Source organism: Maribacter luteus, from assembly GCF_009674825.1.
Classification (GTDB): domain Bacteria; phylum Bacteroidota; class Bacteroidia; order Flavobacteriales; family Flavobacteriaceae; genus Maribacter_A; species Maribacter_A luteus.
The window spans coordinates 635,309-647,792 of sequence record NZ_WKJH01000001.1 but is presented as its reverse complement, the minus strand read 5'-3'; the positions used below and the strand labels follow the sequence as shown (position 1 = coordinate 647,792).

Here is a 12,484-nt window from a genome sequence, read left to right as displayed (position 1 = left end):
AAAATGTAAATTTGAGGAACATTTAATCTAACATAAAAACTATAATTATGGCTTTTGAATTACCAAAATTACCTTATGCATACGATGCATTGGAACCACATATTGATGCTAGAACCATGGAAATACACCATACCAAACATCATAATGGTTATACCACTAATCTTAACGGTGCTATTGCCGGAACGGATTTGGATAAAAAATCCATCGAGGATATCTTAACGAATTTGGATTTGGGTAATGCTGCCGTACGTAACAATGGCGGTGGTTTTTATAACCATTCCTTGTTTTGGGAAGTAATGTCCCCTAATGGAGGTGGTGAGCCTAAAGGGGAATTGGCGAATGCGATTAAAGACGCTTTTGGCTCATTTGAATCGTTCAAGGAAGCATTCAGCAAGGCCGCTGGTACTAGATTCGGTTCCGGTTGGGCTTGGCTTTGTGTACATAAAGGTGGTAAAGTAGAAGTTTGCTCTACTCCGAACCAAGATAATCCGCTTATGCCTAGCACAGGTTGTGAGGGTTTTCCTATTTTAGGATTGGATGTTTGGGAGCATGCTTATTATTTAAACTACCAAAACAGAAGACCTGATTACATAAATGCTTTTTTCAATGTAATCAATTGGGATAAAGTTGCGGAATTATATAATGCCAATAAATAAGGGCGTACAAATTAAATTAAGAAACCCTTAAGCAGTTTGCTTGAGGGTTTTTTTTATGCCTTAAAATAGAAAAGGGTGGAGAAGCCTCCACCCTTTTCGTCCCAAATCTTACCATAAACTTAACCTACTTATGCTATGGCACGACTAAAATACTTGGTTTGTAGGAAATAAAAAAGGAATTTTAACAAATTTTGGGTTTCATTTATCGTGATAACGGGGATTCAGAGAGGAGTGAAACTAGGATAACCCTGCCAATTGTTGAGGATGAAGCAAATAAAAAAGGCAGAACTATGTTCTGCCTTTTTTCCCCAAATCTTACCATGAACTTAACCTACTTATGCTATGGTCCTCCAAACTTAAGGCATTATGGTTAGGTATTAGAAGTTTTTGGACGAACTCCCTGATCTATGGTTAAAATGCTTTTTGAAATTTTCAGAGGTCATTTTATTGATGGATGTAGTAGTTCCAAAAATAAAAAGGCAGAACATAGTTCTACCTTTTTTCCCCAAATCTTACCATGAACTTAACCTACTTATGCTATGGTCCTCCAAACTTAAGGCATTATGGTTAGGTATTAGAAGTTTTTGGACGAACTCCCTGATCTATGGTTAAAATGCTTTTTGAAATTTTCAGGGGACATTTTTTTGATGGATGTAGTAGTTCCAAATATAAAAAGGCAGAACATAGTTCTGCCTTTTTCCCCAAATCTTACCATGAACTTAACCTACTTATGCTATGGTCCTGCGAATGTATGACAGCACTTGACTGTTTGGAAAATTCTTAGTTGAAGTGTCTATAAAAGCGGTAAAGTGTAATTCTTTGATAGAAGTATTGTCTTGAAAGTAGGGTGGAGGATAGATATGACCCTTCGAAAAAGACAGGATTATATTTGTATTTGGCTTTATATCCACTAGTTAAATAAAAAAGGCGGAGAAGTCTCCACCTTTTTTGCCCCAAATCTTACCATGAACTTAACCTACTTATGCTATGGCAAGTCTAAAGTAGGTGGGTGTACTTCCTTCTTGAGTAAAAAGACGATAAAAGCCTTATATTATCGATGAAATGCGTAGTTACGTGCATTTCATCGATAAAAATATTAATATGCCCTTTCGTTCTTTCCTTCGTAAAAGTTGATGAAAGCTTTGTTTACGACCCTGTTGCCACCTTTTGTGGGGTAGTTGCCCGTAAAGTACCAATCACCGAGGTTATCGGGACACGCTTGGTGAAGGCTTTCTATGGTTTGGTATATAATCTTAACTTGGGCTTTAATCTCAGGCGGACTTAGTAACTCACCGATCTTATCCGATATTTGGTTCGCTGTAAAGGGCGCATAGAAATCCTTTACATAATTCACTATTTCATCATCATGGGCCTTGGCTTGGTCAATACATTTTTTGTATATAGCTTCTACCTGATCCATGGTGTTGTTGTCTTGATGCAGGGCCAATGCGGCCTTAAATGCCACAAAATCCTCTAATTTTGCCATGTCTATACCATAACAGTCCGGGTAGCGTATTTGAGGAGCAGATGAAACGACGATTATTTTTTTAGGCGATAAACGATCTAGTATTCGTAAGATGCTTTTTTTCAGTGTAGTACCACGAACGATACTATCATCGATAATTACTAGATTATCGTTCTTTTTGACCGATCCATAAGATATGTCATATACATGGGCAACCAGGTCATCCCTACTGCTGTCTTGGGTGATAAAGGTCCTGAGCTTTGCATCCTTGATAGCCACTTTTTCAATTCTTGGTCGAATGTCCAAAATGGCGTGTAGTTCTTTTTGTGTGATTTTGGAACCGATACTTAGAATCTGTTCTTCCTTCTTTTTGTTCAAATAATTCTGTGCCTCTTTCACCATCCCGAAAAATGACGTCTCGGCAGTATTGGGAATATATGAAAACACCGTGTGCTTAATATCGTTGTTAATCGCTTTTAGGATTTGGGGAAATAGCAGTTTCCCCAATTCTTTTCGTTCTTGATAGATTTCCTTATCACTTCCACGTGAAAAATAGATGCGTTCAAAGGAACAGGCCTTTCTTTCCCTTGGCTCCAAGATTTTATTGATTGACGAGCTACCGTCTTTTTTAATGATAATGGCATGCCCTGGACTAATTTCCTTGACTTTTTCGAAAGGCACATTAAAAACGGTTTGGATCGCAGGTCGTTCGGAAGCTACTGCAACTATCTCATCATCCTTGTAATAGTAAGCAGGTCTTATACCCGAGGGGTCTCTAAGCACAAAAGCGTCGCCATGGCCCAACATTCCGGCCATTGCGTAGCCCCCATCCCAGTTTTTGGCTGCTTTTCGTAGAATTTTGTTCAGTTTCAACCTTTCTGCGATTAAAGGTGAAGCCTCCATTTTACTATACCCCTCTTTTTTTATCTGTTTGTATAACTTGGCTACGGCATCATCTAAAAAATGACCTATTTTTTCCATAACAGTTACCGTATCTGCCATTTCCTTGGGATGCTGGCCAAGTTGCACAAGATTATCGAAAAGTTCATTTACATTGGTCATATTGAAATTACCGGCAACGATCAGGTTACGGTGCATCCAATTGTTCTGTCTAAGGAAAGGGTGTACACTTTCTATACTGTTCTTGCCGAAAGTGCCATAGCGAACATGTCCCAATAAAACCTCTCCGATATACGGAATGTTGTTTTTTTGGGCAGCGACATCTTCTTTATATTCAGGATGCTTTGTAAATTCAGTGTTTATGCGGTCATTGATCTGATCAAAGATATCTTGGATCGGTTGCTGTTGAATGGAGCGAACCCTGCTCATGTAGCGTTCACCGGGTTTCATATCTAGCTTAATGCTGGCGAAACCGGCACCATCCTGTCCACGGTTGTGCTGTTTTTCCATCATCAGGTACATTTTATTCACCCCATAAAAAGCCGTACCGTATTTTTCTTTGTAATAAGATAGCGGTTTAAGTAAACGGATTACCGAAATTCCACATTCGTGTTTTATTGCATCGCTCATTTGTAATACTCTATAATTTGCCCAAATCTCCCCACTTTGTTTATTGGGGAATACCCTTTATAAATCTTTGCCTTCCTCCTAATTAGAGGATGTAACCACAGTTTTGATCACCGGTTGTGTCGATTAAAAAAGCCCTGACTTTTTTGTCAGGGCGTATCATTATTGTAATTCAATATCGAACTGCGTCAATGCCTTGAATTGATGTAATCTGGAATTTACCTCATCCTTGCCGAGACTTTGCATTCTTTCCGTTCCAAAGCGCTCTACGCAAAATGAAGCTAAATTGGAACCATGTATAACAGCACTCTTTAAATTATTGAATGATGTATTGTCGGTCGCGGCTAAAAATCCACTAAAACCACCAGCGAAGGTGTCTCCTGCCCCTGTCGGGTCGAAAACTTCTTCCAACGGTAAGGCAGGTGCAAAGAAAACATTGTCTTCATTGAACAGGAGCGCTCCATGTTCCCCTTTTTTGATAACAACGTATCGAGGGCCCATTTCCTGTATTTTCTCTGCTGCCTTAACCAAGGAATATTCATTGGTCAATTGCCTAGCTTCTTCATCGTTTATCGTGATTACATCGGTATGTTTTATCACTTTCATTAGCTCCTCGAGGGTGTTGTCCATCCAAAAATTCATGGTGTCCAAAACAACTAATTTTGGTCTTTTCGCCATCTGCTCGATAACACTCATTTGAACACTGGGGTGCAAGTTGCCCAGCATAACCACATCGGCATCTTTAAAATCGTTAGGTACCACAGGTTTGAAATCGGCCAAGGTGTTCAGTTCGGTAACCAAAGTATCCCTGGAATTCAAGTCATTGTGGTACTTTCCTTTCCAATAAAAAGTTTTACCTCCTTTAACTACTTCGAGTGATGAGGTGTCAATGTTCTTGTTCTTGAGAAGATCGATATATTCTTGCGGAAAATCATCACCTACTATCGAAACAATAGCCGATTTTACATCGAATTGGGAAGCTGCAAGACCTATGAAGGTCGCGGCCCCGCCCAAAATTTTATCTGTTTTGCCAAAAGGTGTTTCAATAGCATCGAAGGCAACGGTGCCTACAATCAGTAATTTACCCATTAAAATAGAATTTTGCTGCAAATATACATTAATGATGGGCTAAAATCCATAGCTACTCGGCCTTATTGTAAAAAGTTGTCAAAGGCCTTATTTTCTTCCAAAATCTGCAGGAATTTCTCCCCAAGCTTTCGTTTCCCATTTAACAATAGGTGTGTCATAGGGGTTTTTCTTTAACCAATCCAATGCTCTGCGAACCAAATCAAAAAGCTCTTTGTTCTCCGGTGTTTCGGCCAATTTTGTGTTGCAAGTTTTTTTTCTTACCCAGCTCATTGCCGTTCTTGAATCTGTATAAATAATGCGGTCACTTTTATGTTGTTTTAAAAATGCCAATCCGTGAACAATGGCCAAAAACTCACCTATATTGTTGGTTCCCTGCTTAAACGGTCCTTGTTTGAATAATCTTTTCCCTGTTTTGGTGTCGACCCCTTGGTATTCCATAATACCGGGATTTCCACTCGATGCCGCATCTACTGAGATTGAATGATAATTGGGCTTCCCTATTTTAAGCAGTTGCTCTTGGGTTAAGCTCGAGGTGGAATTCTTTTTCCCTTTATATTCCTCATAGCTGGAGTTGTAGGCTTTCTTGGCTACATCAAAAGAGGCGAAAGATTTATACTGGGCGCCTTTATAACCCGTAATCGCAGCTTTGCAATCATTCCAGGTAGTATATACTCCGGGTCGTTTGCCTTTCCAAACCACATAAAACTTCTCCTTTTTCGCCATTATTGGGCCATTAACAGTTGTTCAATGACTTTGGGAAAATATTCATATTCCAGTGCATGCACCTTAGCCGCAATTTCATCCGGGGTATCGTTTGGAAGGATTTTGGTCTCTACCTGTTGTATTATGGCACCTTCGTCATAATGTTCATTAACGTAGTGAATGGTAATTCCTGAAACGGAATCCTTATTTTCTTTTACGGCTTTATGTACATTATCCCCGTACATGCCTTTTCCTCCATATTTTGGTAAGAGTGCAGGGTGTATGTTAATAATTTGGTTCGGGAATGCCTTAATGATATTCTCAGGGACTTTCCATAAAAATCCGGCAAGAACAATTAAATCCGGTTTGGCACATTTTATAATATCAAGAACACATTCTGTTTCCCTGAATGAGGTTTTGTTAAAATATAAAGCACTGATATTTAGTCTATTGCATCGTTCTAAAACTTTGGCATCCCTTTTGTTAGTCAATACCATGGCTATAGTAACGTTGGGCTTATCCTGAAAATACCGGATTATATTTTCAACATTGGATCCAGAACCAGAGGCAAATAAAACAATTTGTTTGGTTTTCAAGAGAATCGGATTTTTAATAAAGAGAATATTGTTTTAATTTCAGTCTAAGGTCGAAAAAACAAGGCAGATTAAAGAACATAGCAAACACGTATATTTAAAAAAGGGCTATAATCTACAATCCAATTAATCTTTTCAACACCGTTACCGAAGAAAATATTTTGGGCTAAATTAATACTCTTGTATTTAAATTTCTTAAATTACTGGACATTTTAACCACAAATGGTATTATTAACACCAAAGTTTTTTATTTTTGCCAACAATTTAAATTTTAAAAACCAAAATTATTATGTCAGACATTGCATCAAGAGTTAAGGCTATCATTGTTGATAAGTTAGGAGTTGATGAAAACGAAGTAGTATCAGAAGCTAGCTTTACCAACGATTTAGGGGCGGATTCACTGGATACAGTTGAGTTGATCATGGAATTCGAAAAGGAATTCGATATTCAAATCCCTGATGATCAAGCTGAAAATATCGCAACAGTTGGCCAAGCCATAAGCTATATAGAAGAAGCTAAGTAATCGTATGATTTCTTGAAAAGTTGATAATTATCCATGCGGTAAACAAGCCGCATGGATATTTTTATTTAATTTCACTTGGCTTAATAATCTAAAGTTAGATCAATGCAGTTAAAGCGAGTTGTAGTTACAGGATTGGGTGCTTTGACACCTATTGGTAATAATATTGAAGAATATTGGGAAGGTTTGGTAAGCGGTAAAAGTGGCTCTGCCCCCGTGACCTATTATGATGCTGAAAAGTTCAAAACCAAATTTGCCTGCGAACTTAAAAACTTCAAAGCTGAAGATTTTTTCGACCGTAAGGAAGCACGTAAATTAGACCGATTTGCCCAATATGCTTTAGTTTCCTCAGATGAGGCCATACTTGATTCCAAATTAGACCTGAATGTTGTAGACAAATTTCGGGTCGGGGTAATTTGGGGAGCAGGTATTGGTGGTCTGGAAACATTCCAGAACGAAGTGATAAATTTTGCGAATGGTGATGGTACCCCAAGGTTCAACCCTTTCTTTATTCCTAAAATGATTGCGGATATTGCCCCTGGTAATATCTCTATCAAACATGGTTTTATGGGGCCAAACTATACCACGGTCTCTGCATGTGCCTCATCGGCAAATGCTATGATCGATGCACTTAACTATATTAGACTGGGCCATTGTGATGTCATCGTTACCGGAGGTAGTGAGGCTGCTGTTACCATGGCGGGTATGGGAGGTTTCAATGCCATGCATGCCCTATCAACCAGAAACGATAGTCCGGAAACCGCTTCAAGACCTTTTGATGCTACCAGAGATGGGTTTGTATTAGGGGAAGGAGCAGGGGCACTTGTACTCGAGGAGTACGAACATGCCAAGGCAAGAGGTGCTAAAATATATGCGGAGGTACTTGGTGGCGGAATGTCAAGTGATGCCTACCATATGACCGCACCACATCCTGATGGTATCGGGGTAGTACAGGTTATGAAGAATTGTTTGCGTGATGCAGGTTTAAGCCCGGGAGATGTAGATGCCATCAATACCCATGGTACTTCCACTACCTTGGGAGATGTTGCTGAACTTAAGGCAATATCGGAGGTTTTCGGAGAGCATGCACATGAAATCAATATCAATTCAACGAAGTCTATGACAGGCCATTTATTGGGAGCTGCCGGGGCTATTGAGGCAATTGCTTCTATCTTGTCCATTAAACATGGAATTGTACCGCCGACAATAAACCATACTACCTTTGACGAAGGAATTGACCCAAAATTGAACCTTACTTTGAATAAAGCACAAAAAAGGGAAGTGAATGTCGCCATGAGCAACACTTTTGGTTTTGGCGGGCATAATGCATGTGTGGTATTTAAGAAACTGAGCTAATCGTATTATGAATTTCCCATCCAATATATTTAATTCCCATTCTGGACAGGATGGGGATTTTTTTTTGGGTATCACCGATATCTTGGGTTTTAAGCCCAGGAAATTGGAAATTTATAAGAAAGCATTTTTACATAGATCGGTAAATAAAAAAGATAAAAATGGCAATCCCATGAATTATGAACGTCTGGAATTTTTGGGCGATTCTATGTTGGGAACCATTATTTCAAAGCATCTTTATAACGAAGTACCAGAAGGTGATGAAGGTTATTTGACCAAAATGCGTTCTAAAATCGTTAGTAGGGAGCATTTGAATGAGTTAGGGAAAGACCTAAATTTGATAAAACTTGTAGAAAGTCGAATACCGAAAACCCATTTTGGCGATAATATACATGGTAATGTCTTTGAAGCTTTGGTAGGGGCCATTTATATGGATCGGGGATACAAGTATTGTGAGCGATTTATTTATGATAGGGTTATTGTACCATATGTAGACATAGAACAACTCGAGGGAAAGGTCATTAGTTACAAGAGTTTGATAATTGAATGGTGCCAAAAACAAAAGAAGGCCTTCAATTACAATGTATACGAAGACACAGGGAACGATGAGCTGAAACATTTTGCCGTAAAACTTTCCATTGGGAACAAGGTGGTTGCGAAAGCTCGGGCAACATCAAAAAAGAAAGCGGAGGAACGTGCTTCCAAGCGTGCATTTTTTGCCCTTCAGGATAGGATAGGTTAAAACTGTACTATGAAATTGGAAATATATCGTTATAATTTGAACAAAAATTGCTTTAGTCTTTAGCGGCTTAGGCAGTATATTTTATTAATCATATATTTACGCTTTTGTACGCATATGGCAGCAGTGCATAAAATTAGTGGTGATTTTTACGAGGAAGACTTTACCCTGATTGCGTTACATAGTACCATGCAGGATTATGCTGTTGTATATGCCTTGAACAATGTGCTCATGTCGTTATTTGTTAGGGCACCGAAAGATTTGGAAGTGTCAGAGCATATGTCATTCCCTTTTTTTGAATGGCAAGACGATCAACATGACCGTTATTGGATAGTAATTGCCAATAAGAGTACGAAAAAAGAGCTTTTGGTACGGGATGGACTTTTTCAGGATGAGCCTTCGTTCGCGAAACACTATTTAGTACCAGAGCATAAAGAGGTAGATTATTTTGTCAAGATTGAACACGATGATGATTTAAATACATCGGATTTAGTGAAAAAATTGTTGACCATACCTAAAATAATCACTGCATATAGTTTAGATGCAGATACATTGAAATCAAGAAATAATTTAATTTTTTAGTTGATGCCAAAAATAAAAAAGACGAAAATAGTTGCAACCTTAGGTCCTGCTACCAGTAAAAAGGAAGTAATTGTGGACATGATAAAGGCCGGGGTTGATGTCTTTAGAATTAATTTCTCACATGCAGATTACGAAGATGTTAAGGAGCGTGTAGCGATTATACGTGAGATCAATGCCGAAATGGAAACCAATATCGCCATCCTTGGGGATTTACAAGGCCCTAAACTAAGGGTCGGTGTAATGGCCGAAGAGGTGGTCGTGGCCCCAGGAGACGAGATTACCTTCGTAACGGGTAAACCGTTCGAAGGAAATTCTGAAAGGGTATATATGAACTATGCGGCTTTTCCAAAAGACGTAAACCCGGGCGAACGCATTTTATTGGATGACGGTAAATTAATGTTCGAAGTCATATCTACCAATAAGAAAGATAAAGTAAGGGCCAAAGTAATTCAAGGAGGGCCTTTGAAGTCGAAAAAAGGGGTGAATTTACCCAATACGAATATCTCGTTGCCGGCGCTGACAGAGAAGGATGTCGAAGATGCAATTTTTGCCATTTCTTTAGATGTTGATTGGATTGCCCTTTCCTTTGTAAGGCATAGCCAGGATATTATAGACCTTCAGAACATTATCAAAGAGCACGGGAAACATAAAATTCCCATTATTGCTAAAATAGAAAAACCTGAAGCGGTCGAAAATATAGATAAGATAGTTTCGTATTGCGATGGTCTAATGGTGGCCCGTGGTGATTTAGGTGTTGAGGTCCCTGCGCATGAAGTGCCATTGATTCAGAAAAAACTGGTATTAAGGGCTAAAAAAGCTAGGATTCCCGTAATAATCGCTACCCAGATGATGGAGACGATGATTACCAGTCTAACACCTACAAGGGCAGAGGTCAATGATGTGGCGAATTCCGTTATGGATGGTGCCGATGCCGTAATGCTTTCAGGAGAAACTTCAGTAGGTAATTATCCAGTAGAGGTTATCGAGAAAATGGCAAGTATCTTGTCAAGTGTTGAGAACTCGGAATTGATCATTGTTCCTCAAGAGCCACCACACATAAGAACAAATAGATATATAACCAAGTCGGTATGTTACCATGCCGCTATCATGGCAAACGAAATCAAGGCCAAAGCCATATCTACCTTGACCAATAGTGGTTATACCGCTTTCCAGATTTCCGCATGGAGACCCAGTTCGTATATTTTGGTGTTTACATCCAACAGAAGGATCTTGACCCAATTGAATCTACTTTGGGGTGTAAAGGCATTCTATTATGATAAATATGTTTCAACCGATGAAACCATAGAAGATGTAAACGTAATAGCATGTAAAAAAGGATTTTTGGAACAAGGCGATATGCTTATTAGCTTGGCAGCCATGCCAATCAAGGACAAGGGTATGGTAAACACCTTAAGGGTAACCGAGATAAAGACCTGTAATATTTAACATTTACACTACCTAACTATATAAACCCGAACACCATGTTGTTCGGGTTTTTTCTTTTAGTAAGTTTTCAAAATAGAGTAAGACTAATATTTTGAGGTATAATAAAATTAAGTATGAAATTTGAATATCATGACCCTAAGCTGGGGTCTGTTTTTGGTCTTACGGATGATGTAAAGAAAGATCATAGAAGTTTTTCAATAACTTCGGGAACCATTAATTTCCTATGGAACAGGAATACCGATAATTTAGAATTTCTTATTGATGGTATCCCTGTGGTTTTAAAACCTAATCAATTGACTACAACGACTTATTTACAACACATTTCATATGAGCATACCGAATTGCCATTGACTTCTTTTTTATTCAATCGAGAGTTTTATTGTATATCGGATCACGATGCCGAGGTTTCCTGTAATGGAATATTGTTCTTTGGCACACAAGACCTGCCGATTATTACCATACCTAAACAGCAAGAGCGTAAGTTTGATATGCTCTATGAGATTTTTGAAGATGAATTCTCTACATCGGATAAAATTCAGGGTGATATGCTTCAAATGTTACTGAAACGATTGATAATAATGTCAACAAGACTGGCCAAGGAGCAACTCATTATCAAAAAGTTGGATAATGATCAAATAGATGTGATCCGTAAGTTCAATGTTTTGGTAGATGAACACTATAAAACAAAAAGAAAAGTCAGTGAATACGCTGAGTTGCTTTTTAAGAGTCCTAAAACACTATCCAATCTTTTTGCCATTTACAATCAGAAGTCCCCACAACAAATTATATTGGACCGCGTAGCGTTGGAAGCTAAAAGACTGATCAATTTTACAGATAAGCAAAATCAGGAAATTGCTTATGAGTTGGGTTTTAACGATCCAGCACATTTTAGTCGGTTTTTTAAAAAGGCAACTTCATTCTCTCCTTCCCAATATCGGGAAACCCATAATATTCTTCACTAAGGGAAATTTTTACAAGCCATCGGGAAATACGTAATAACAAAAAGCCTGATACCTGTCACATCTTTGCATTGTAATTATAAAACAAAGCGAGATGAAAATAAATACGACATCGATTTTCAACCTTATCGAGATTTTCGGTAAAACTAGAAGAACCGAGACACAAACACTAGATTCAAAAATGCATTGTGAGCAAAAATATCATCATGATTTTTATTGCTACGCGGATGAACCTATCAGATCTTTTTAATCAGTATTAACCGGGATACTACAATCCCACTAACAACAACACGAACATGAGAGATTTTAATGTACCTAAAAGGGAAGAAGTAAGTACTTCTAACCAAGCAATATTCGATAATCTGAAGAAAGCAGTTGGTTTTGTACCCAATCTATATGCAACTTATGCCCATTCAGAAAATGCACTGGCTAATTATTTGGCCTTATCAAATGCCAAAACATCTTTAAGCGCAAAAGAAAAGGAAGTTGTGAATTTGGCCGTGAGTCAGGTAAATGACTGTTCCTATTGTTTGGCGGCCCATACGGCAATTGGTAAAATGAACGGTTTTACCGATAATCAAATTTTGGAATTGCGATCAGGAAAAGCAAGTTTCGATACCAAGTTGAATGCTTTGGCAAGATTGGCCAAGAACATTACGGAAAATCGAGGAGCAACCGATGAAGCCGTCATTGCGGATTTTTTCAGTGCAGGTTGGAGTAAGGAAAATCTAGTGGATACGATTGTTTTGGTCGGCGATAAAACAATATCGAACTACTTACATAAAACAACAGATGTACCAGTGGATTTCCCAGCTGCCCAAACATTGGAAACTATAGAAGCATAATTAAGTCG

12 protein-coding genes are annotated in these 12,484 nt (G+C 38.5%); 8 read left to right on the top strand and 4 right to left on the bottom strand.

Annotated features, from left to right (window positions below):
• Positions 1-47: 47 nt before the first annotated feature.
• Positions 48-656: a superoxide dismutase gene (locus GJ691_RS02680; protein ID WP_154363474.1), complete on the top strand. Its 609-nt coding sequence runs from the start codon at positions 48-50 to the stop codon at positions 654-656.
• 1,096 nt (positions 657-1,752) lie between these two features.
• On the opposite strand, the gene GJ691_RS02675 is transcribed toward GJ691_RS02680, so the two are convergent.
• From GJ691_RS02675 to purN, 4 genes are all read right to left on the bottom strand, one after another.
• Positions 1,753-3,651 carry an amidophosphoribosyltransferase gene (locus tag GJ691_RS02675; RefSeq protein WP_154363473.1) on the bottom strand — a complete coding sequence of 633 codons (1,899 nt, stop codon included), beginning with the start codon at positions 3,649-3,651 and terminating at the stop codon, positions 1,753-1,755.
• 159 nt (positions 3,652-3,810) lie between these two features.
• Positions 3,811-4,737 (bottom strand): PfkB family carbohydrate kinase, encoded by a 927-nt coding sequence (locus GJ691_RS02670; protein WP_154363471.1) that lies wholly within the window; start codon positions 4,735-4,737, stop codon positions 3,811-3,813.
• A gap of 87 nt (positions 4,738-4,824) precedes the next feature.
• Positions 4,825-5,460 carry a ribonuclease H1 domain-containing protein gene (locus GJ691_RS02665; protein WP_154363470.1) on the bottom strand — a complete coding sequence of 212 codons (636 nt, stop codon included), beginning with the start codon at positions 5,458-5,460 and terminating at the stop codon, positions 4,825-4,827.
• Entirely contained in the window at positions 5,460-6,035 is a 576-nt protein-coding gene (gene purN, locus GJ691_RS02660) for a phosphoribosylglycinamide formyltransferase (RefSeq protein WP_154363467.1), read from the bottom strand. The genes GJ691_RS02665 and purN overlap by 1 nt, the downstream gene beginning before the upstream one ends.
• Positions 6,036-6,321: 286 nt before the next feature.
• Here purN and GJ691_RS02655 point away from each other — a divergent pair, with 286 nt between their 5' ends.
• The 7 genes from GJ691_RS02655 (at position 6,322) to GJ691_RS02625 (ending at position 12,476) form a co-directional block, all read left to right on the top strand.
• Positions 6,322-6,555, top strand: coding sequence for an acyl carrier protein (locus tag GJ691_RS02655; RefSeq protein WP_047247024.1), 234 nt, complete (start codon positions 6,322-6,324; stop codon positions 6,553-6,555).
• 102 nt (positions 6,556-6,657) lie between these two features.
• Entirely contained in the window at positions 6,658-7,908 is a 1,251-nt protein-coding gene (gene fabF / locus GJ691_RS02650; RefSeq protein WP_154363465.1) for a beta-ketoacyl-ACP synthase II, read from the top strand.
• Between the two features lie 7 nt (positions 7,909-7,915).
• Positions 7,916-8,647, top strand: coding sequence for a ribonuclease III (gene rnc / locus GJ691_RS02645; RefSeq protein ID WP_154363463.1), 732 nt, complete (start codon positions 7,916-7,918; stop codon positions 8,645-8,647).
• A gap of 114 nt (positions 8,648-8,761) precedes the next feature.
• A complete protein-coding gene (locus GJ691_RS02640; protein WP_154363461.1) occupies positions 8,762-9,226 on the top strand; it encodes an IPExxxVDY family protein in 465 nt (154 codons plus the stop codon).
• A 3-nt stretch (positions 9,227-9,229) separates the two neighbouring features.
• A complete protein-coding gene (gene pyk, locus GJ691_RS02635) occupies positions 9,230-10,672 on the top strand; it encodes a pyruvate kinase (protein WP_154363459.1) in 1,443 nt (480 codons plus the stop codon).
• A 113-nt stretch (positions 10,673-10,785) separates the two neighbouring features.
• A complete protein-coding gene (locus tag GJ691_RS02630; RefSeq protein ID WP_154363457.1) occupies positions 10,786-11,634 on the top strand; it encodes a helix-turn-helix domain-containing protein in 849 nt (282 codons plus the stop codon).
• 293 nt (positions 11,635-11,927) lie between these two features.
• Positions 11,928-12,476, top strand: a complete 549-nt coding sequence (locus tag GJ691_RS02625) for a carboxymuconolactone decarboxylase family protein (protein WP_154363455.1) — start codon at positions 11,928-11,930, stop codon at positions 12,474-12,476.
• Positions 12,477-12,484 lie beyond the last annotated feature (8 nt).